Source organism: Geodermatophilus sp. SMS 5-13 (assembly GCF_059428245.1).
Genome location: NZ_CP165729.1, coordinates 1,499,010 through 1,520,595, shown reverse-complemented (window position 1 = coordinate 1,520,595; position 21,586 = coordinate 1,499,010). Strand labels below are relative to the sequence as shown.

The window sequence follows — 21,586 nt, the reverse complement described above, 5'->3', positions numbered from 1 at the left end:
GCGCAGCGCGACGCGGTCGTCCCCCAGCGGATCCGCGCCGGGCACAGCGACCGGAGATCGGTCGCGGCGCAGGCCGACCGTGTGCGGCCATCCCGGGGCGGTTCCCCTACAACGGTCCTTGCATCACAAGTCCCGTATGTCAGGAAACAAGGCGAGCCAGGTGCGGTCTCGCTCGTTCGAGAAGCAAGGGCTACCAGGATTGGTCGCGGCGCACCACGCCGAGGACAGCCCGCATGCGGTCTACGAGCGTGGAGGTGGCGGCGTCGGCGGGCTCGGCGGCGTCAAGCAGCTCCAACGCCTCGTCCACGCTCTTGCGTAGCGCGTCCCTCTCGGCGGCGCGTTCGGCGACCTCGGCGTGCAACAGGTAGAGGTCGACGAACACGGCCACCTTCGACCGCAGTACCCATGGGTCGAACGGCTTGGTGATGTAGTCCACCGCGCCCGCCTGGTAGCCACGGAAGGCCATGTGCGGGTCGTAGTCCGCTGCTGTCAGGAACAGGATCGGGATGTGCCGGGTCCGCTCCCGCTGCTTGACGTGCTTGGCGGTCTCGAAGCCGTCCATCCCGGGCATGCGGGCGTCCAGGAGGATGAGCGCGAAGTCCTTGACGAGCAGTTGCTTGAGCGCATCCTCACCGTTGATCACCGCCACGACCTCGATGGGCAGTCCCTCCAGGATCGCCTGCAGCGCGATCAGGTTCTCCCGCCGGTCGTCGACCGCGAGGACCCGGACCGGGGTGGTCATGCCGGAGCGCCGTCGTCCTGGGCGGTCGGATGACCGTTGCCGGTGACCCAGGACGCCATGATCGCGAGCAGTTCGTCGAGGTCGACGGGTTTGGTGACGTAGTCGGTGGCACCAGCGGCCAGGCTGGACTCCCGGTCCCCCGGCATCGCCTTCGCCGTCAGGAAGACGATCGGTAGGTCCTGCCACTGTGGGAGCGCCCGGATGCGGCGGGTGGTCGCGTTGCCGTCGAGGTCGGGCATCATCGCGTCCATCAGCACGATCCGGACCTCCGGGTGCTCGGTGAGCAGGGCGATGCCGTCGAGGCCGTTGTCGGCGTAGAGGACCTCGAGACCGTGCAGCTCCAGCGCGCTGGTGAGGGCGAAGACATTGCGCACGTCGTCGTCGACGATGAGCACCGTGGTTCCGGCGAGGTCCGGCGCCGGATGCACCGCCGACGGCGGCGCGGCCCGCAGGATGGGCTCGCCACGCTCGGCGACGTCCGGCAGCGGTCCGGCCGGTCGTCGGGCCGGGACGGCGGAGGCCGTCGCGGTGATCGCCGGGCTCTCGTCCGGCAGCAGCAGCGTGAACACGGACCCGACTCCCGGTTCGGACGACACGTCGATCTTGCCGCCCAGCAGCCTGGCCAGCTCCTTGGAGATCGACAGGCCCAGTCCGGTGCCGCCGTACTTGCGGCTGGTGGTGCCGTCGGCCTGCTGAAACGCTTCGAAGATCATCGCCAACTTGTCGCCCGGGATCCCGATCCCGGTGTCGCGCACCGCGAAGGTGACGACCGAGGGGGCGCTGTCGAGGGAGGGCACCCCGTGCAGCGTGCGCGAGGGAGCGAGACCGACCTCCAGGGTGACGCTGCCGGCCGCGGTGAACTTGATGGCGTTGGCCAGGAGGTTGCGCAGGATCTGCTGCAGTCGCTGGGCGTCGGTCGTGATCGACCCGGGCAGCTCCGGCGCCGCCTCGACGCGTAGCTCCAGCCCCTTGTCCTCGGCCTGGACGCCGAATGCCTGCTCCACGTCGGCGCACACGTCGGCGAGCAGCACCGGGGCGGGCTCGATGTCCACCCGGCCGGCCTCGATCTTGGAGAGGTCGAGGATGTCCTCGATCAGGTGCAGCAGGTCCAACGCGGAGGCGTGGATCGTGCTGGCGAACTCGATCTGCTTCGGCGTCAGGTTCGAGTCCTGGTTGTCGGCGAGCAGCCGCGACAGCAACAGCAGCGAGTTGAGCGGGGTGCGCAGCTCGTGGCTCATGTTGGCCAGGAACTCGGACTTGTACTGGTTGGCCAGCGCCAGCTGCTGCGCCTTCTCCTCGACGCCGCGCCGTGCCGCGTCGATCTCCATGTTCTTGAGCTCGACGTTGCGGTTCTGCTCGGACAGCTGGAGCGCCTTCTCCTCCAGCTCGGCGTTGGTGCGCTGGAGCTCGGCCGACTGGTCCTGCAGCTCCGTGGTCAGCCGCTGGGACTGGGCGAGCAGCTGCTCGGTGCGTCGGCCGGCCTGGATGGTCGCGAGGGCGACACCGATCGTCGTGACCAGCCGCTCCAGGAAGGTCAGGTGCAGGGCGGAGAACGGCGTGGTCGTACCCAGCTCGATCACCCCCAGCGACTCGCCCTCGAACAGGACGGGGAGGACGACGATCGCGCCGGGCGCGACGGCACCGGTCCCGGAGCGCACGTCCAGGTAGCCCGGGGGCAGGTCGGTGACGACGATGCTCTGCTTGCTCAGCGCGGCCTGTCCGACCAGGCCCTCCCCGAAGCGGGACTCCCGCGGCGGATCCTCGACCGGGATCGCGTACCCGGCGCACATCACCCAGCGGTCGGGGGCACTCGCCTCGGCGAGGTCACCGGGATCGGCGGCCAGGAAGAACGTGCCGACCTGCGCCCCGACCAGCGGCGCGACCTCCTCCATGATCATCTGGCCGACGTCGCGGAGGTCCCGCTGGCCCTGGAGCAGCCCCCCGATCCGCGCGAGGTTGGAGTCCAGCCAGCCCTGCTCGGCGTTCTCGGCGGTGGTCTCGCGCAGCGCCACGATCATCTGGTTGATGTTGTCCTTGAGCTCGGCGACCTCGCCGAGCGCCGCGACCTGGATCCGCTGGGTGAGGTCGCCGCGCGCCACCGCGGTCGACACCGCCGAGATCGCACGCAGCTGCGTGGTCAGCGTGCCGGCCAGTTGGTTGACGCTCTCGGTCAGGTCCCGCCAGGTGCCCGACACCCCACGCACCTGCGCCTGCCCGCCGAGCTTGCCCTCGGTGCCCACCTCGCGGGCCACCCGGGTGACCTCGTCGGCGAAGGAGGACAGCTGGTCGACCATGGTGTTCACGGTCGACTTCAGTTCGAGGATCTCCCCGCGCGCATCCACGGTGATCTTCTGGCTCAGGTCCCCGCGAGCGACCGCGGTGGTCACCTGCGCGATGTTGCGCACCTGCCCGGTCAGGTTCGACGCGAGCTGGTTGACGCTCTCGGTCAGGTCCCGCCAGGTCCCGGCGACACCCTTGACCTGGGCCTGCCCGCCGAGCTTGCCGTCGGTGCCCACCTCGCGGGCCACCCGGGTGACCTCGTCGGCGAAGGAGGACAGCTGGTCGACCATGGTGTTCACGGTCGACTTCAGTTCGAGGATCTCCCCGCGCGCGTCCACGGTGATCTTCTGGCTCAGGTCGCCGCGGGCCACCGCGGTGGTCACCTGCGCGATGTTGCGCACCTGCCCGGTCAGGTTCGACGCGAGCTGGTTGACGTTCTCGGTCAGGTCCCGCCAGGTGCCCGACACCCCACGCACCTGGGCCTGCCCGCCGAGCTTGCCGTCGGTGCCCACCTCGCGGGCCACCCGGGTCACCTCGTCGGCGAAGGAGGACAGCTGGTCGACCATGGTGTTCACGGTCGACTTCAGTTCGAGGATCTCCCCGCGCGCGTCCACGGTGATCTTCTGGCTCAGGTCGCCGCGGGCCACCGCGGTGGTCACCTGCGCGATGTTGCGCACCTGCCCGGTCAGGTTGAAGGCCATGTAGTTGACGTTGTCGGTGAGGTTGCGCCAGGTGCCCGAGACGTTGGGCACCTGCGCCTGCCCGCCGAGCTTGCCCTCGGTGCCCACCTCGCGGGCCACCCGGGTCACCTCGTCGGCGAACGAGGACAGCTGGTCGACCATGGTGTTCACGGTCGACTTCAGTTCGAGGATCTCCCCGCGCGCGTCCACGGTGATCTTCTGGCTCAGGTCGCCGCGGGCCACCGCGGTGGTCACCTGCGCGATGTTGCGCACCTGCCCGGTCAGGTTCGACGCGAGCTGGTTGACGTTCTCGGTCAGGTCCCGCCAGGTGCCCGAGACGTTGGGCACCTGCGCCTGCCCGCCGAGCTGGCCCTCGATGCCCACCTCGCGGGCCACCCGGGTCACCTCGTCGGCGAAGGAGGACAGCTGGTCGACCATGGTGTTCACGGTCGACTTGAGTTCGAGGATCTCGCCGCGGGCATCGACGGTGATCTTCTGGCTCAGGTCGCCGCGGGCCACCGCGGTGGCCACCTGCGCGATGCCGCGCACCTGCCCGGTGAGGTTGGCGGCCATCAGGTTCACCGCGTCGGTGAGGTTCTTCCAGGTGCCGGCCACGTCGGGGACGACGGCCTGCCCGCCCAGCCGGCCCTCGGTGCCCACCTCGCGGGCCACTCGCGTGACCTCGTCGGCGAACAGCCGCAGCGTGTCGGTCAGCGAGTTGATCGTCTCGGCCAGCTCGGCGACCTCGCCCCGCGCCGAGACGGTGATCTTGCGGGACAGGTCACCCTCGGCGATGGCGGTGGCCGCCGAGGAGATCGAGCGCACCTGGTTGGTGAGGTTGCTCGCCATCGTGTTCACCGAGTCGGTGAGCGCCCGCCAGGTGCCCGCGACGCCGCGGACGTCGGCCTGACCACCGAGTCGCCCCTCCGTGCCGACCTCGCGGGCCACGCGGGTCACCTCGTCGGCGAACGAGGACAGCTGGTCGACCATCCTGTTCACCGTGCGGCCGATGCGGCGGAACTCGCCACGGAGCCTGCGGCCCTCGATCTCCAGGGCCATGTGCTGCGACAGGTCGCCCTCGGCGACCGCGTCGAGCACCCGGGCGATCTCGGCGGTGGGCGCGGCCAGGTCGTCGATGAGGGCATTCACCGCTTGCACGCCCCCCGCCCACGCGCCGTCGTAGAACTCCTCGTCGAGCCGCTCGGACATGCGTCCCTCGCGGCCGACGACGCGACTGATCCGCAGCAGGTCGCGGCTGTGCCGCTCCTGCAGCGCCACCAGTTCGTTGAACTGCTCGACGACCTCGCTCGCCGGCCCCTCGCGGCGAGCCAGGCGGACGTCGAAGCGGCCGCGACGCACCTGTGCCAGCCCGTGGGCCAGCTCGGCCAGGAAAGGCTGGTCCTCGCCGGAGGTCCCTGCGCCGAGAGCGTCCTCGGGCGTCCCGGATTCGGCGGGGACGACCCCTGGTGCCTGCCGTGTCGCCGTCATCACTGCCTCCACCTGCCGCGTGATCAGGACCGACGGCCGACGGCCGCCCGCTTGGGCTCCACCGGAACGACTGCAGCAGACTGCACGCGTGCCCGTTCGACTCGAGCGGCGGATGCGGTTTCCGCCCGACATCCGCTCGATCAGACTCGTCCGGCGGATTATTCACGACATGCTGGCGGAGGTGGCGGACGCCGGCCCGGCCGGAGACGACACGGCGGCGCCGGAGTTCCTCGACGACGCGGTGCTGTTGGCCAGTGAATTGTGCGAGAACGCGGTGCTGCACGCCGGCACCGCGTTCGACGTGGCGGTGGTGGCCGGCGACGACGAGGTCACCGTGTCCGTCACCGACCGCAGCCCGGGCGTGCTGGAACTACACCTCGCCGAGCCGCGCCAGCGCTACGGGCGCGCCGCCACCCACGGTCGCGGCCTCCTGCTGGTCACTCGGCTGGCCACGACCTGGGGCACGCGGCACGACAGCGACGGCCGGCACACCGTGTGGTTCACCCTCGCCCGGCGACCAGCATCCGTCGCCGAGCCGGCGCCGGCCCCGGCACCCCAACACGAGCGCAGCTGGTCTGCGGCCGAGCAAGCCCGCTGGCTGCTGCACGTGCCGGCGTCCCTGGCTCGTCGCCTCGACCCCGTCGACCTCGTCCGGGAGCTGGTGGGCCGGCTGCGGGACATGGTCGACGCCGCGACCGTCGTCGTGGAGGTCGACCGCGGCGACGGCTCCGGGCCCAGCGAGCTGGCGCGCGCCGGTGCCCCCCGGCCCGACGGCCCTATCGCGCCCGAGAGCGTTCTCGACGTGCCGCTACCGACCACGACCGGCCTGCAGGGCGCCATCCGGCTCCTCCTGCACGAGGGCGCCGACGTCACACGCGCCCGCGAGCTGACCGAGCTGATCGCCGGGCGGGTCGCCATCACCGCCGAGTCGCAATGGCTCCACGAGGTTGACCAGCGCCGCCAGGCCTGGACGACCTACCTGGCCGAGGCCAGCGAACTGCTCAGCCAGTCCCTCGACCTCGACCTGACGGTCACGCTCCTGCCGCAACTGGTGGTGCCGCGGCTGGGCTCGTGGTGCGCCGTGCTGCTGCCCCAGCCGTCACGACGGTTGCGCCTGGCCGCGATCGCGCACGCCGACGAGGACCGGCTGCCTGAGCTGCGCGCGGTGGTCGACCCCGACGCCGTGCCAGGTCCGCCGCCGCAGCTGCGGGCCCGCCTCGCTGCGGCTCACCAGGGTGCCGCGCCGTCCTGGTTCTCCGACCCCGGGGAAGGTATCGCGGTCCCGCTGCGGGCCTCCGGCGCCTCGACCGGGGTGCTGCTGGTGGGGCGCCCCGCCGGCCGCGCGCACACCCCCGAGGATCTGCTGCTGATCGACGACATAGCCCGTCGCGCCGCGCTGGCGATCAACAACGCCCAGACCGTCGGTGAGCACGTGCGGGTGTCGCAGGCGCTGCAGGCCGCCCTGCTGCCCCGCGTCCTGCCGCAGGTGCCGCAGATCGAGTTCGCCGCGGAATACCTGCCCGCGAGTACCGGGGCGGACGTCGGCGGCGACTTCTACGATGTGGTCGAGGTGGCCCCCGATCGGTGGCTCGTCACCATCGGCGACGTGTGCGGCAAGGGCGCCCGGGCGGCGGCCCGCACCGGTCTGGTCCGCGATGTGCTGCGGGCGCTCGTGCGCGAGGGCCGCCCGCTGGTTCGGGCGATCGAGATGCTCAACGACGTCATGGTGCAGGCGGCCGACCCGCAGCAGTTCTGCACGCTCGCGGCGGTGATGCTGAGCCGGACGAGCAACCACGGGCGGTCCGCGGTCACCGTGGAGCTGGTGCTGGCCGGGCATGCCCAACCGGTCGTGGTCCGTGCCGACGGCACCACCGAGCTGATCGGCCGGTTCGGCACCGCACTGGGTCTGGTCGAGACCGTCGACCTGCACTGCACCCGGCACCAGCTGGACGCTGGCGATGCGCTGTTGCTCTACACCGACGGGATCACCGAGTGCCGGCGCGGCCCCGAGCAGTTCGACGAGAAACGGCTGCTCGAGGCGGCCGTCGCCGCATCCGGGACGGGTGCCGCGCGGCTCGTGGCGACCGTGCGCGAGGCCGTGCAGCGATTCGCCCCCGGCGTCCGCAGCGACGACATGGCCCTGCTCGCCGTCTGCGCTGATCGCTAGACAAGCCGAACGGCTCTCGCCACCACGATCGGCCGTCGCCCGCGGGCCTCGAGGCAGCGCAGCACAACCGGGTGCCGGCTGACGTCAGGAACTCGTGAGGACGACGAGTTGCTGGGTCGCCCGGGTCATCGCGACGTAGCGGTCGACCGCGCCTTCGATCCCCTCGCCGAACTCCTCGGGGTCGACGAGGACGACGAGGTCGAACTCGAGCCCCTTCACCGTCTCCGGGGTCAGCGACCGGACGCGCGACGTCGCCCGGAACGTCGGGTCGCCGATGACGCAGGCGATCCCCTCCCCCTCGGCGTGCTCGGCGAGCCAGGCGTCCAGGCCCGACTGCAGCTCCGACACGGATCCGTAGATCACGGGAATGCCGCTCGAACGGATCGACGTCGGCACGTTGGCGTCCGGCAGCACGGCCCGGATGACCGGCTCCGCCTCCGCCATCACCTCGGACGGCGTCCGGTAGTTGATGCTCAGCGAGGCCAGGCGCACGGAGGACAGCCCCACCCGCTCCAGCCGTTCCTGCCACGACTCCGTGAACCCGTGCCGCGCCTGCGCCCGGTCCCCCACGATCGTGAAGCTCCCCGACGGGCACCGGAGCAGCAGCATCTGCCACTCCGCGTCGGTCAGCTCCTGCGCCTCGTCCACCACGATGTGCGCGAACGGACCGGCGAGCAGGTCCGGGTCCGCGGTGGGCAGCGCGGCCTCGTCGATCAGGGCGTCCCGCAGGTCCTGATGGCGCAGGGTCGTCATCAGCAGCAGCTCGGAGTCGTCGGTCGCGATCAGCTCGTCGATCACGCTCGACATGCGCTCGTGCTCAGCAGCGACGACGGCCTCGTGCCGCCGGCGGCGCCGGGACGTCTCCGGGTCGCCCAGCCGCTGCCGCGCCGCGTCCAGCAGCGGCAGGTCGGACACCGTCCACGCGGATGGCTCGGTGCGCTGCAGCGCGAGCACGTCGGAAGAGCTCAGCCACGGCGCGCACTTCCGCAGGTAGGCCGGTACCGACCACAGGTCGCCCACGAGATCAACGGCCTCCAGCAGCGGCCACGCCCGGTTGAAGGCCGCCACGAGCTCCCGGTTCTGCGCCAGCGCCCGACGGAGCCGGCCGGGCGGGACGTCGTCGTCCGAATGCTGGTCGAGAAGGATCGTGAGCAGGTGCTCCCAGACCTGGTCGCGGGCCTCGTTGTGCGGCGTGCCGGGGTCCGCCGCCTCGAACGCCTCGGCCCAGTCGTCGGCGGTGAGCCGGAGCTCCGACCACGGCGTCTCCACCGTCATCCCGCGAGACGGCGGCTCCTCGTAGAACCGCACCGCCGCCTCGATCGCCCCCACCAGGTCGGCGGACGACTTCAGCCGCGCCACCTCCGGGTCGGTCTCGACCCCGGCGGCGGCGCCCTCGGGCACGAGATCCCGCAGGGTGACGGTCTGCACGCCCTCCTCGCCGAGGCTGGGCAGGACGTCGCCGACGTAGGACAGGTACGGCTGGTGCGGACCGACGAACAGCACGCCGCCCCGGTGGTGACCGATGCGCGAGTCGGCGTAGAGCAGGTACGCGGTGCGGTGCAGCGCCACGACGGTCTTCCCCGTCCCCGGACCGCCGTCGACGACGAGCGGACCGCCGGACTCCGCGCGGATGATCGCGTCCTGGTCGGCCGCGATCGTGCCGAGCACGTCGCGCATCCGCGCCGAACGGTTCCCACCGAGGCTCGCGATGAACGCGGACTGGTCGTCGAGCGCGGCGGCGTGCCCCGAGAAACCGTCGGGGGTGAACACCTCGTCCCAGTAGTCGGTGATCCGGCCGTGGGTCCAGCGGTACCGGCGGCGGCTGGCCAGGCCCATCGGGTTGCCGTGCGTCGCGCCGAAGAACGGCTCGGCCAGGGGTGAGCGCCAGTCCACGAGCAGCCGGCGACCGGTGCTGTCGGTGAGGCCGAGCCGGCCGATGTACACGGGCTCGCCGTCGTCCTCCCCGACCATCTGCCCCAGGCACAGGTCCAGCCCGTAGCGGCGCAGCAGGCGCAGCCGCGCGGTCAGCCGGTGGATCTCCAGGTCCCGGTCGAGTGCCTCCTGGCCGATGCCGCCGGGCGCCTTGCGCTCGGCGTCGAGACGGTCGGTCAGGTCGGCGATGGTCTGCCCGAGGCTCTCCGCGATGGCCGCGAAGTGCCGCTCGTCGTCGGCGATCAGCGCCGGGTCGGCCTTGGCGGCGAGGTTGTCGGGAAGGAGGAACGCGCTGGTGCTGAGGGAATTCACGTCGTCCGCTCTGATCTGAAGTGCGACATTGCCGGATCGGACGGCGATTCTGCGACCCCACCGGGGTCTTGCCGCAAGTCCCCCCACGCGCTATACGTTGAAGTGGGAAAGGAGATATCTCCTTTCCCACTTCTGTGTCCGGCCTCAGGTGCGGACGACGACCCGCGCCGGCGGCGGCTCGGCGGTGAGCAGCGCGACCAGGTCGGCGCGGCGGTCCCGGACGGCCCCCTGGTTGACGTAGCCCTTGTCGGTGATCTCGCCGGCGTCCAGGTGCGGCGGCTCGGTCAGGACCAGCAGCCGCTCGACGCACTGCGAGGAGCCGCCGCCCTCCGCTGCGAGGCGCTGCAGGGCGGCCACGAGGTCCGCGCGCAGGGAGTCCGACGGGACGCCGTCGGCGTCGATGCGCCCCGCGGCGTCGGGGTGCAGCCACACCATCGCCGTCACGCAGTCGCCGTCCTGGCCGCAGATCACCGCGTCGGTGAGCAGCCCCTGCGCGGCCGAGAGCAGCTTCGGTCGCAGCGTGCCGACGCTGACGAAGGTGCCCGTGGCCAGCTTGAAGTCCTCGGCGATGCGGCCGCGGAACAGCAGCCCGGCCGCCGGGTCCTCGGGGTCGGCCGGCACCACGGCGTCCCCGGTGCGGAAGAAGCCGTGCTCGTCGAAGGCGGCCGCGGTCAGGTCGGGACGGCGGTGGTAGCCCGGGGTCACGTTCGCGCCCCGGACCCTCACCTCGGTCTTGTCCCCCACCGGGACCAGCGCCAGCTCCACGCCGGGCAGCGGCACCCCGAGCACGTCGCTGCGGGTGATCGCGAAGTGCGCCGCGGTCGCGGCCGGTGACGTCTCGGTCAGCCCCCAGGCGGTGGTCATCTGCATGCGCGCGCCGGTGTCGGCGGTGAGCTTCTCGATCCGGTCCCACAGCTGCTGGGGCAGCGCCGCGCCGGCGAAGAAGCCGATCCGCAGCCGGTCGAAGAACGCCGCCGCGGCCGCCGGGTCGCGCTCGAGGTGCGGCACGAGCGTCGCCCAGCCGGCCGGCACGTTGAAGTAGACGGTCGGCGAGACGTCGGCGAGGTTGCGCACGGTCCGCCCGACCAGCGCCGGTGCGGGCCGCCCGTCGTCGATCCACAGCGAACCGCCGTGGGTGAGCACCATGCCGAGGCAGAAGTTGCCGCCGAACGTGTGGCTCCAGGGCAGCCAGTCCAGCAGCACCGGCGGCTCCTCGGCGAGGAACGGCCAGGCCTGCAGCATCTGCTGCTGGTTCGCGCTGAGCATCCCGTGCGTAGTGAGCACGCCCTTGGGGGCGGCGGTCGAGCCGGAGGTGAACAGGATCTTCGCGACGCCGGTGCGCTCCAGCGCGGCGCAGCGCCGGTCCACCTCGGCCGTCGGAGCGGACCCGAACCCGGCGAGCGGCACGGAGCCGGGGACGTCGCCGTCCCGGCTGAGCACCACCCGGTCGGCGCGCACGGCGTCGACCGCTGCGGCATGGGACGCGTCCTCGGCCACCACCACGCCGGGCTCGACCAGCTCCGCCATCGCCCGCAGCTTGGCGTGGTCGGCGCTCTGCAGCGAGTAGGCGACGCTGGTCGGCACGACCGGCGCCCCCACGGTCATCGCGGCCAGGGTGACGACCAGGTGCAGCCGGCTGTTGCCCGACAGCACCAGCACCGGACGGTCGGCCAGCCCGCGGTCGAGCAGCCCCTGCGCCAGCCGGTCGGCCTTCTCCCGGACCTCGCCCCAGGTGGAGCGAGCCCAGTCCCCACCCCGCTCGGCGACCAGCAGCCGGTCGGGATGCGCCTCGCTGCCCGCGCGGAACGAGTGGACGACGCCCACCGGGTGCTCGCCGAGTGGCTCGGCCGAGCGCAGCAGCAGCCGCCCGTCCGGACGCGACTCGGCCTCGATGCGCGGGACCGCAAACGTGGACATCGCCGGTCACCTCCTGGCTGAGGGGGCCCCAGTCTCACCCGCCGCGCACGGCGTGACCAGGCGGTCAGCGGTCGCGGACGTCGTGCAGCGCTCGCCGCAGCTGCCGACGCGTGCTGACCCCCCGCTTGGTGAAGACCTTGCGGAGGTGCCACTCGACGGTCCGCGGGCTGAGGTAGAGCCGGCCCGCGATCTCCGGGTTGGTGAGCCCGTCCGCGGCCAGCTGCGCGATGCGGGCCTCCTGCGGGGTCAGCTCGCCGAGCGCCTCCACGCTGCGCCTGCTGACCGTCTCCCCCGTGGCCAGCAGCTCGCGCCGCGCCCGGTCCGCGAACGCCTCGACCCCCATCGCGGTGAGCGACTCGTACGCGGCGCGCAGCCGGATCCGGGCGTCGACGCGGCGGCCCCGCCGGCGCAGCCACTCCCCGTAGCGGAGCTCGGCCCGGGCCAGCTCGACGCGCATCCCGGTGCGGGCGAGCCGGTCGATGCCCTCCCGGTGCAGGTCCTCGGCGCCGTCGTCCTCGCGGAGCAGCGCGCCCCGCGCGGCCGCCACCCCCAGCGCCCAGTCGGTGCCGCCGGCCCGGGTCATCGCGGCCAGCGGCTCGAACGCGGCCGCCGCCACGTCCGGCTGCCCGGCGTGCACGGCCGCCTCCACGAGCTCGGCGAGCGCCCACTTCGCCGGCCCGAGTTCGAGCGGATCCGCCGTCGCCTCGCGGGCCGCGGCCACGGCGTCCTCGTAGCGACCGCGGCCGTTGAAGAGCACGGCACGCGCGCACTGCATCATCGTCAGCGTCGTCCCGAAGCCGCGGACGGACGCCTCCTGCAGGGTGTCCCCGATCAGCGACTCGGCGAGGTCGTCCTGCCCCCGCACGGCGGCGAGCCACGCCTCGGGCATGGGGGTCAGCCGCGGTTCCCCCTCGGTCACCTCGGCCAGCCACTGCCGCTCCGCGATCAGGGCGGCGGCGCCGGCCAGGTCCCCGGTGTGGACGGCGAACACGGCCCGGTTGGTGAGCGCGAGGGGCAGCACGTTGAGGGCACCCGCCCGGCGCGCGACGTCGAGGTGCTGCCGGCTCAGCGCCGCCCAGAGCCCGTCGTCCCACAGGTCGGCGGCCACCGCCGTCGGGACCCAGCCGCTGCGCAGCGCCTGGTCCAGGGTCATCTGCTCACCGGCGAACGCCCGGACCGCGCCGCGCAGCGTGGGAGCGGCGGCCGCGTACCCGTCGGTGTAGAGCACGGCGAGCCCCTCCAGCAGCAGGTCCGCCTTGCCCGGGGACCCGGGCCTCGGCACGGCGCGCGCCGCCCGTGCCACCTGCCGCACCCCGCCACCGGGGGCCAGGCGCCCGGCGGACACGGCGGCGGACAGCGCGTCCAGGTAGGTCTCCCGGGAGAGCCGCCCGTCCAGCGGTGCCAGCCGGCGCGCGGCGGCCATCAGCAGCGCGACGGCCTCCTCGCCGTGGGTCGAGGTGTAGGCGATCTCGGCACGCAGCAGGTCGATCCGTGCCTGCTCGGCCTCGCCCAGCGGTCCCCCCTCCGCGACCGACAGCAGGGCCAGCGCGTCCTCGAACGCACCGGCCGTCGCCTTGGCCTGCGCGGCGTCGATGGAGCGGCGCACCCGCCGGGCCCGCGTCGGCGTCAGCGCGGCCGCCGCGCCGAGGAAGGCGGCCGCCGCGGCGAGGCCGCCCTGCGCGAGAGCGCGGTCCGCCGCCCGTTCCAGCTCGGCGGCGACCGTCTCGTCGGTGCCCACCACCGCCCGGGCGCGGTGCCAGACGCGGCGGTCCGGGTCGAGGGCGGGGTCGGTGACGTCGGCGATGGCCCGGTGCGCCTGCCGGCGCTCGGCCGGGGTCGCCGAGTGGTAGACCGCCGAGCGGACCAGCGGATGGCGGAAGCGGACCCCGTCGTCGAGCTCCACGAAGCCGGCGGTCTCGGCGGCCGTCGCGGCCTCGGTCCCGATGCCCAGCCGCTGCGCCGCGCGCCACAGCACGGTGACGTCGCCGACCGGTTCCGCGGCCGCCACCAGGAGCAGGGTCCGGGACTGCTCGGGGAGCAGCCGCAGCTGCCGCACGAAGCCCTGCTGGAGCCGGCCGATCAGGGACGTCGTGCCGCTCGCCTCGCTGCTCCCGAAGGCCAGCTCCGCCGCGGTCAGCCCCCGCGGCAGCTCCAGCAGCGCCAGCGGGTTGCCGTGGGCCTCGTCGAGGACGCGGTTGCGGACCCGCTGGTCGAGCGGCCAGGGCACCGCCGACTCGAGCAGCGCGGCGGCGTCGCCCCGGCTCAGCCCGCGTACCACGAGCTCCGGCAGGCCGGCCGCCGGCGCGGGCTCCTCCCCCGACCCGCGGACGGCGAACACCACGGCGACCGGCTCCGCGCCCAGCCGGCGGGCGACGAACTCCAGCGTCTGCGCCGACGCGCGGTCCAGCCACTGCGCGTCGTCCACCACGCAGATCAGCGGCTCGTCCTCGGCCACCGCGCGGAGCAGCGACAGCACCGCCAGCCCGAGCAGGAACCGGTCCGGGCCGCCGCCCGACTGCAGGCCGAACGCCGTGCCGAGCGCGGCGCGCTGCGGCTCGGGCAGGGCGCCCGCCCGGTCCAGGAAGGGGCTGCACAGCTGGTGCAGGCTCGCGTAGGCCAGCTCCATCTCCGACTCGACGCCCGCCGCGCGCGCGATCCGGCAGCCGGCCGCCAGGCCGACCAGGAACTCGAGCAGCGCCGTCTTGCCGATCCCGGCGTCGCCGCGCAGCACGAGCGCCTGGCTCCGGCCCGCGCGCACCCGGGCGACCACGTTGCTCAACGTGTCGCACTCCCGCCGCCGCCCCCGCAACTCCGGCCACGATCGCGGATCCGACATCGCTTGCCCGCCTGACGAGTTGGCGCGCCGCCAGGCTTCCACCGGCTGCGGACACCGTCAAAGAGCAGTTGTGCCCGCCGGGGCTCGTGGCGGATGGGCCGCCGCGGCCGTGCGGACGGCGTCCCGCTCGACGGACACCGCCAGCTCCTCCTCGTCGACGCCCGCCGCGGCCAGCCCGTCCAGCACCCCGCGGGCCGCCGCCTCGTCCAGCGCCCAACCGCTGGACGAGGCGGCCGCGAGATCACCCCAGGTCGCCGCCGGGAGGGCGAGGACCACGCCGTCGACGGTCAGCCTCCCGACGTACTCAGCCACCGGCAGCGAGCCGGCTCCGCCGGGCGTGAGCACCCAGACCAGCCGCTGCGGTCGTGCGCCGGCCGCGACCAGCCCCCACCACCGGGGCAGCCGCAGCGACAGCGCGAACAGGCCGTGGACGAGGCGCGCCTGCGCCACGCCGACCCGGCCGGCCAGGAGCGCGGCGGCGGGGTGGTCCGCGGTGCGCCGCGCCACCTCGGCGTCGACCGCGGCGATCGGCAGGGAGGCGACCGAGGCGACGCCGTGCACGTCGCCGCCGGCCAGGCGCAGGCTCTCCAGGCCGTCCATGAACGCGTCGACGACCTGGGCGTAGCGGCGCAGCCCGCAGACCGCGGCGGCGTGCACGCTGATCCCCTGGGCGAGGCAGGCCGTGAGCGCCCCGACCCCGCGGTCGGTGGCCGCGATCCCGACCATCACGTTGGGCCGGCCGACCAGTCCGATCAGGGAGCGGGCGGCCGCCACGGTGGCACCGACGTCGTCCGCGAGGCCTGCAGCCAGGCCGATCGACACGAACCCGTCGGCGCCACCGGTCGCGTCGAACACCGGACGCAGCTCGTCGCAGGCCGGCCGGACGTCGGCCGGCGACGCACCGACGGCCGGGCTCGCGATCGCCCCGGTGATCGACCGCTCCGCGATCAGACGGGTGAGCTCACCGCCGGCCGGCGAGCCCCGGTCGAGCCCGTCGAGCCACCGCGCGACGCCGGCCCCGGTCGGCCGCTGCAGCGCACTCACGAGCTCTCCTCGCGCGACGACGGAGGTGCGGCCTCACGCGGTGGGCTCGCTCGGCACGCCGGCGTCGAGCAGCGCCAGGAAGCGGTACTCGTCGCCGCCGGTGTCCACGACCCCCCGGACGACGGGCGACGGACCCCCCGCCTCCGCCAACAGGTGGACGAACGGGCTCGTGACCAGCAGCAGGAGCGCCTCCGTGCGCTCGTCCTGCGGCATCGCGGCCGGCGGCGCCGTGCCGAGCAGGATCGAGTCCTCGCCGGTGCGGAAGCCGGTCAGCGGATCGCTCCCCTGCCGGGTCGGCGTCCACGCGACGGTGAACACCTCCGCGGGGTCGCCGGGCTCCCGGGTCGACTCGGTCCAGCAGTCGTAGAGCAGCGCGTACGCGTCCAGCCGGAGCCGCTTGTTCGCCGCGAACGCCGACAGCCCCGACGCGGCGAACAGCGCGGCGAACGCGATCAGCGTGGGGTCGCGGCTCGGTTCGAACCGGACGGGCTGCCGGTGGCCGACCAGCCCGGCCAGCCACTCGTGCAGCGACTCGTGGGGGTGCATCGGGTCTCCGCTCCGCGGGCGGTCACGAGCGCAGTGGCCGGAACGCCGCGCGGACCTCGCTCGCGAACAGCTCCGGCTCCTCCCAGGCGGCGAAGTGGCCACCCCGGTCGACCTCGTTGAAGTAGCTGAGGGTGGGGTAGGACTTCTCGGCCCAGCTGCGCGGCGTCCGCCAGATCTCACCGGGGAACGTCGTGAAGCCGACCGGGACCGAGACCGGCGGACGCGCCTGGCCGGCCGCGAGAGCCTGCTCGCGCCCGCTCTCCCAGTACGACCGGGCGGCCGATGCACCGGTGCCGGTGAGCCAGTAGGTCGAGATGTTGTCGAGGACGTGGTCCCGGGTGAGGTTGCCCGACGGCTGCCCGTCGACGAAGGCGCGGGAGATCTTGTAGTACGCGTCGGTGTCGTGGTCGAGCATCCAGGCGGCCAGCGCGACCGGGGAGTCCAGCAGCGCGTAGCCGATCGTCTGCGGCCGCGTGGCCTGCTCCAGGAAGTAGCCGAAGCCACTGGTCCGGAACGTCTGGATGGCGGCGAGCGCCGCGCGTTCGGCCTCGGTGTCCGACGACTGTGGGCCGGCCAGCACCGTCACGAGCAGGTTGATGTGGATGCCGATCAGCCCCTCCGGCGCCTGGCGGCCCATGGCGTCGGTGATCGAGGCCCCGACGTCCCCGCCCTGGGCGACGTAGCGGTCGTGGCCGAGGCGCCGCATGAGCACCGCCCACGCCCGCGCGGTCCGGCCGGGCCCCCAGCCGATCTCCCCGGGCTCGCCCGAGAAGCCGTAGCCGGGAATGGACGGCAGCACGAGGTGGAACGCGTCCTCGGCACGGCCGCCGTGCGCCTCCGGGTCGGTCAGCGGCCCGACGGTCTCCAGCAGCTCGACCACCGAGCCGGGCCAGCCGTGGGTCATGATCAGCGGCAGCGCGTTCTCGTGCCGGGACCGCGCGTGGAGGAAGTGGACGTCCACCCCGTCGATCTCGGTGACGAACTGCGGCAGCGCGTTCAGCTTCGCCTCGCAGCGCCGCCAGTCGTAGTCGGTCGACCAGTAGCGGGCGAGCTCCTCGATCGTCGCCAGCTGCACGCCCTGCGACCGGTCGTCGACCAGCTCCTTGCCGGGCAGGCGCGCCGCGGCGACCCGGCGGCGCAGCTCGACGAGCTGCTCCTCGGGGACGTGCACCTCGAACGGGCGGATCGCCGTCCGCTCCGCCTCCGGGGCGGTGCGGGGCTCCGGCACCGCCCCGACGGTGGTGCCGGACGCCGTGGGCTGGGTCGGTACGGACATCGGATGCCTCCTGGCGGTCGGTCCGTGCGGGCAGCGGGGTCAGCCGAACGTGAAGACGTGAGCCCGCGCGCCGGGCTCGTGGAAGGTGATCTCGACGGTCCGTTCGCGGACGGGGTCGGTCTGGCGCACGAGCTGGTACATGCGGCCGTGCCGGAGCACGCCGTCGCCCTGCTCGTCGACGTCCACGCCGTGCGATCTCCCGGGGGCCTCGCCGTCGAGCAGGACGCGGAAGGGGACCGGCTCGCGCGTGCCCGGGGACAGCACGAGATGCGCGTCGCGCGCGGAGAAGCGGAAGGCGATGCTGCCGCCGGCCCGCTCGAGCGCGACGTCCTCGCCCTCGATCGTCCACTCCCCCGCGAGCGCCCAGGAGTTGCGGTGCAGGTGCTCCGGCAGCGTGTACGCGCGGGGTTCCTCGAAGGCGGCGCCCTCCGGGGACGAGAAGCGCTCGCTGCGCTCGTAGCCGAGATAGGTCTCCGGCGTCCCGAGGTGGTCCCAGTCGGCCTCCGCCTCCGGCCCGGCCCCGGTGACGGCGACGGGCTGCCGGTCGATCCCGAGCAGCCGCTGGAGCAGGCGTTCGGACTTCTCGTAGCGCCCCTCGCCGAAGTGCGAGTCGCGGATGACGCCCTCCCGGTCGACGAAGTACTCCGCCGGCCAGTAGTGGTTGTCGAAGGCGCGCCACACCCCGTAGTCGTTGTCGACCGCGACCGGGTAGTCGATCCCCCGCTCCGCCGTCGCCTCCCGCACGAGGTCGACGTCGTGCTCGAACGCGAACTCCGGCGTGTGCACCCCGATCACCACCAGGCCGTCGTCCCGGTAGGCCTGCGACCAGGCACGGACGTACGGCTCCGTGCGCAACCAGTTGATGCAGGTCAGCGTCCAGAAGTCCACGAGGACGACGCGGCCGCGCAGCCCCGCGGGATCGAGCGGCTCGGAGTTGAGCCACGCGGTCGCCCCGTCGAAGGGCGGCATGTGCACGTGCCGGAACAGGGTGGTCATGGCTCCGAACGCTCGTCCTCACCGCCGGGGGGTCGCACCCGTCGAACACCCTGGCCCGTCCCTGGACACCCGGGCCCGCGCTCAGGGGTGGACGGCGCCCGCGTCGTCGACCCGGTCCGGCTTCTCGGCGTGGCCGCCGAAGCCCTTGCGCATGGCCGAGAGCACCTGGTGGGCGAACAGGTCCAGGTCGCGCGAGCCGAACCGGGAGAACAGCGCGGAGGTGAGGGTGGGCGCCGGCACGCCGGCCTCCACGGCGGCGATCGCGGTCCACCGGCCCTCGCCGGAATCCGACACCCGCCCGGCGAACTCCTCCAGACCCGGGGACTGGAACAGCGCCGTCGCGGCCAGGTCGAGCAGCCAGGACTGGATCACGCTGCCGCGCCGCCAGACCTCGGCGACGTCCTCGATCGCCAGCCGGTAGCGGTAGAACTCGGGATGCTCGAGCGGCGCCGTCTCGGCGTCGGCCGCCCTGCCCCGCAGCCCGACGTCGGCGTTCTTCAGGATGTTCAGGCCCTCGGCGTAGGCGGCCATGAGCCCGTACTCGATGCCGTTGTGGACCATCTTCACGAAGTGGCCGGCCCCGGTCGGTCCGCAGTGCAGGAAGCCGAGCTCGGCGTCGGCGGGCTCCCCCTCCCGGCCGGGGGTGCGCTCCGCCGCGGCGAGGCCCGGCGCGATCGAGGCGAAGATCGGCCGCAGCCGCGCCACGACCGCGTCGTCGCCGCCGATCATCAGGCAGAACCCGCGTTCCAGGCCCCACACGCCCCCGCTGGTCCCGACGTCGACGTAGTGGATCCCCCGGCCGGCCAGGGCCCCGGCGCGGGCGATGTCGTCGCGGTAGTAGGAGTTGCCGCCGTCGATGACCACGTCGTCCGGCTCGAGGTGGTCGGCCAGCGCGGCGACCGCCGTCCCGGTGATCTCCCCGGCCGGCACCATGACCCACACCGCGCGCGGCCGGGCCAGCCCGGCGACCAGGTCGGCCAGGGACTCCGCCCCGGTGGCCCCCTCCCGCGCCAGCGCACGGACGGCGCCGGGGTCGACGTCGTGGACGACGCAGTCGTGCCCGTCGCGCATCAGCCGCCGCACGAGGTTGGCCCCCATGCGGCCCAGCCCCACCATGCCCAGCTGCACTGCGACCGCCCCCGTTCAGCGCGCCGGCACGGCGTCGGCCGGGGGCAGGCCGGGCGCACGGGTGCTGCCGGGCGTCTCCCCGCGGGCGACGGCAGCCGGGGCGGTCTCCCGGGGGATGCCGGCGGCGGCGTATGCCTCGTCCTCGCCGAGCGTCTCGCGTTCCAGCAGCGTGTGGGCCAGCCGGTCGAGCCGCTCGCGGTTGCCGCGCAGGGTCTCGACCGCCTGGGCGTAGCACTCGTCCACCAGGCGCCGGACCTCCGCGTCGACGAGCTCCTTGGTCGCCGGCGCGACGCCGTCGACGCCGAAGGGCTGCTCCTCCCCCGGCGGCGGCAGCACCGACACCGGCCCGACGGCCGGGGACATCCCCCACCGGCCGACCATCTGGCGGGCCAGCCGGGTGGCCTGGTCCAGGTCGCTCTCGGCACCGGTCGTGACGTCGCCGTAGACGATGTCCTCGGCGGCGCGCCCGCCGAGCGCCCCGGTGATGCGGCCGCGGAGGTACTTCTCCGAGTAGCCGTAACGGTCCATCTGCGGGGTCTGCAGGGTGACGCCCAGCGCCTGGCCGCGCGGGATGATCGTCACGCGCCGCACCGGGTCCGCCCCGGGGGTGAGCATGCCGAGCAGGGCGTGCCCGGACTCGTGGTAGGCGGTGCTCAGCTTCTCCTCGGGCGAGAGCACGATGCCCCGCACGGTGCCGAGCAGGATCTTCTCCAGCGCCTCGCCGAAGTCGGTGCCGGTGACCCGGTCGTGGCCGTGCTGGGCGGCCGCCAGCGCCGCCTCGTTGACCAGGTTGGCGAGGTCGGCCCCGACCATGCCGGGTGTCGCGGCAGCGATCGCGACGAGGTCCACCTCGGGCGCGAGCGGCACCGTCCGGGTGTGGACCTGCAGGATCTTCAGCCGGCCGTCGAGGTCGGGCGGGCTGACGCTGACCCGGCGGTCGAAGCGGCCCGGCCGCAGCAGGGCCGGGTCCAGGATCTCCGCCCGGTTGGTGGCGGCCAGGACGACGACGCCCTCGTTGCCCTCGAACCCGTCCATCTCGGTGAGGATCTGGTTGAGCGTCTGCTCCCGTTCGTCGACCCCGCCGGCGGAGAACGTGCCGCCGCGCGCCCGGCCGATGGCGTCGAGCTCGTCGATGAAGATGATCGACGGCGCGACCTTCTTGGCCTGATCGAACAGGTCGCGGACCCGGCTCGCGCCGACCCCGACGATCGCCTCGATGAACTCGGACGCGGCGATCGAGAAGAACGGCACCTCGGCCTCCCCGGCGACGGCCCGGGCGAGCAGCGTCTTGCCGGTGCCGGGCGGCCCGGAGAGCAGCACGCCGTGCGGGATCCGGGCGCCGAGCCGGGTGTAGCGCTGCGGGTCCCGGAGGAAGTCGACGATCTCCCGCACCTCGTGCTGCACCTCGTCGATGCCGGCGACGTCGGCGAACGTCGTCCGGGCTCCCGCGTCCGGCTGGTAGAGGGTGGCCTTGGACTTGCCGAACCCACCGAGCCCGCCGAGTCCCGACGCGCTCCGCCGGAGGAACAGGAACAGCAGGCCGATGAACAGCAGGGTCGGGCCGAAGCCGACGAGCAGTTGCCGCCACAGCGGAGGGGGCGCGTCCGGGTTCTCGGCGTTGACCGTGACGTTCCTGTCCTCCAGCGTCCCGAGCAGGTCGTCGGTCGCGAACGACGGCCGCTGCGTGGTGAACCGGTCGACGGCGGTCGGGTCCTGCGACCCCGGCGGGTAGTCCACCGACTTCTTGAACTCGCCCTGGATGGTGTCCGCCGTCGACGTGACCGTCTCGACGTTGCTCGCGTTCAGCTGGTCGGTGAAGAAGGTGTAGGAGACGTCGGTCCGCTCGGCCGGCCCCATGAAGATCGACGCGAGGACCCAGTTGATCGCCAGCGCGGCCAGCAACAGCCACCAGAAGCCGCCGCGGCGCGGCGGAGGGTTCGACGCGGCGGCTTTGTCCGGCATGCCCTCCACCCGCCACGGGGCCGGACGACGGTCGCGCTCGTCCCCCGTCCGGCCGCGCAACCGGTCCCAGAAGCCCGGTCGTGAGCTCCCACCGGTGTCCGGCGTGCGCCGGGGCTCGTCCACGTCCACGGTCAGGACTCCTCCGTGCGCGAGAGGGATCGGCACCGGCCGGCACCGGCACCGGTCACGCTCCCGCCTCCCCCGGCTCCTTCGCCCCAGGGAAAGACCCTGGTGCGACCCGGCATCGCCTGCGCGAGAGTGGTCGGCCACGGGGACGACG

At 73.6% G+C, this 21,586-nt stretch carries 12 protein-coding genes; 1 reads left to right on the top strand and 11 read right to left on the bottom strand.

Annotated elements, in window-relative coordinates; genetic code table 11:
- Window positions 1-190: 190 nt before the first annotated feature.
- A complete protein-coding gene (locus AB3388_RS07515) occupies window positions 191-742 on the bottom strand; it encodes a response regulator (protein ID WP_495410139.1) in 552 nt (183 codons plus the stop codon).
- Entirely contained in the window at window positions 739-5,190 is a 4,452-nt protein-coding gene (locus tag AB3388_RS07510; RefSeq protein ID WP_495410138.1) for a HAMP domain-containing protein, read from the bottom strand. The genes AB3388_RS07515 and AB3388_RS07510 overlap by 4 nt, the downstream gene beginning before the upstream one ends.
- An 88-nt stretch (window positions 5,191-5,278) precedes the next feature.
- Here AB3388_RS07510 and AB3388_RS07505 point away from each other — a divergent pair, with 88 nt between their 5' ends.
- The gene (locus tag AB3388_RS07505; protein WP_495410137.1) at window positions 5,279-7,357 is read left to right on the top strand and encodes a SpoIIE family protein phosphatase; all 2,079 of its coding nucleotides are present in this window, start codon (window positions 5,279-5,281) and stop codon (window positions 7,355-7,357) included.
- Window positions 7,358-7,441: 84 nt separating this feature from the next.
- On the opposite strand, the gene helR is transcribed toward AB3388_RS07505, so the two are convergent.
- The 9 genes from helR to ftsH all read right to left on the bottom strand — a co-directional run bounded on the left by helR (window position 7,442) and on the right by ftsH (window position 21,435).
- The gene (gene helR / locus AB3388_RS07500; protein ID WP_495410136.1) at window positions 7,442-9,601 is read right to left on the bottom strand and encodes an RNA polymerase recycling motor ATPase HelR; all 2,160 of its coding nucleotides are present in this window, start codon (window positions 9,599-9,601) and stop codon (window positions 7,442-7,444) included.
- A gap of 144 nt (window positions 9,602-9,745) precedes the next feature.
- On the bottom strand, window positions 9,746-11,518 hold the full coding sequence (locus AB3388_RS07495; protein WP_495410135.1) for an AMP-binding protein: 1,773 nt from the start codon (window positions 11,516-11,518) through the stop codon (window positions 9,746-9,748).
- Window positions 11,519-11,582: 64 nt separating this feature from the next.
- Window positions 11,583-14,354: a helix-turn-helix transcriptional regulator gene (locus AB3388_RS07490; RefSeq protein ID WP_495410134.1), complete on the bottom strand. Its 2,772-nt coding sequence runs from the start codon at window positions 14,352-14,354 to the stop codon at window positions 11,583-11,585.
- Window positions 14,355-14,411: 57 nt separating this feature from the next.
- Window positions 14,412-15,398, bottom strand: coding sequence for a transaldolase family protein (locus AB3388_RS07485; protein WP_495410133.1), 987 nt, complete (start codon window positions 15,396-15,398; stop codon window positions 14,412-14,414).
- 33 nt (window positions 15,399-15,431) lie between these two features.
- Complete coding sequence (locus AB3388_RS07480; protein ID WP_495410132.1) at window positions 15,432-15,944, bottom strand: hypothetical protein; 513 nt, start codon at window positions 15,942-15,944, stop codon at window positions 15,432-15,434.
- 22 nt (window positions 15,945-15,966) lie between these two features.
- Complete coding sequence (locus AB3388_RS07475; RefSeq protein WP_495410131.1) at window positions 15,967-17,220, bottom strand: epoxide hydrolase family protein; 1,254 nt, start codon at window positions 17,218-17,220, stop codon at window positions 15,967-15,969.
- Window positions 17,221-17,259: 39 nt separating this feature from the next.
- Entirely contained in the window at window positions 17,260-18,216 is a 957-nt protein-coding gene (locus AB3388_RS07470) for a redoxin family protein (RefSeq protein ID WP_495410130.1), read from the bottom strand.
- 81 nt (window positions 18,217-18,297) lie between these two features.
- Window positions 18,298-19,344, bottom strand: a complete 1,047-nt coding sequence (gene gnd / locus AB3388_RS07465; protein ID WP_495410129.1) for a phosphogluconate dehydrogenase (NAD(+)-dependent, decarboxylating) — start codon at window positions 19,342-19,344, stop codon at window positions 18,298-18,300.
- A gap of 15 nt (window positions 19,345-19,359) precedes the next feature.
- Window positions 19,360-21,435, bottom strand: coding sequence for an ATP-dependent zinc metalloprotease FtsH (gene ftsH / locus AB3388_RS07460; protein WP_495410128.1), 2,076 nt, complete (start codon window positions 21,433-21,435; stop codon window positions 19,360-19,362).
- Between the last annotated feature and the right edge of the window lie 151 nt (window positions 21,436-21,586).

Excerpts from the sequence above, each read along its gene's own strand:
- AB3388_RS07515 (WP_495410139.1), bottom strand. The coding sequence starts at position 742 with ATGACCACCCCGGTCCGGGTCCTCGCGGTCGACGACCGGCGGGAGAAC.
- AB3388_RS07510 (WP_495410138.1), bottom strand. The coding sequence starts at position 5,190 with ATGACGGCGACACGGCAGGCACCAGGGGTCGTCCCCGCCGAATCCGGG.
- AB3388_RS07495 (WP_495410135.1), bottom strand. The coding sequence starts at position 11,518 with ATGTCCACGTTTGCGGTCCCGCGCATCGAGGCCGAGTCGCGTCCGGAC.
- AB3388_RS07490 (WP_495410134.1), bottom strand. The coding sequence starts at position 14,354 with ATGTCGGATCCGCGATCGTGGCCGGAGTTGCGGGGGCGGCGGCGGGAG.
- AB3388_RS07480 (WP_495410132.1), bottom strand. The coding sequence starts at position 15,944 with ATGCACCCCCACGAGTCGCTGCACGAGTGGCTGGCCGGGCTGGTCGGC.
- AB3388_RS07475 (WP_495410131.1), bottom strand. The coding sequence starts at position 17,220 with ATGTCCGTACCGACCCAGCCCACGGCGTCCGGCACCACCGTCGGGGCG.
- AB3388_RS07470 (WP_495410130.1), bottom strand. The coding sequence starts at position 18,216 with ATGACCACCCTGTTCCGGCACGTGCACATGCCGCCCTTCGACGGGGCG.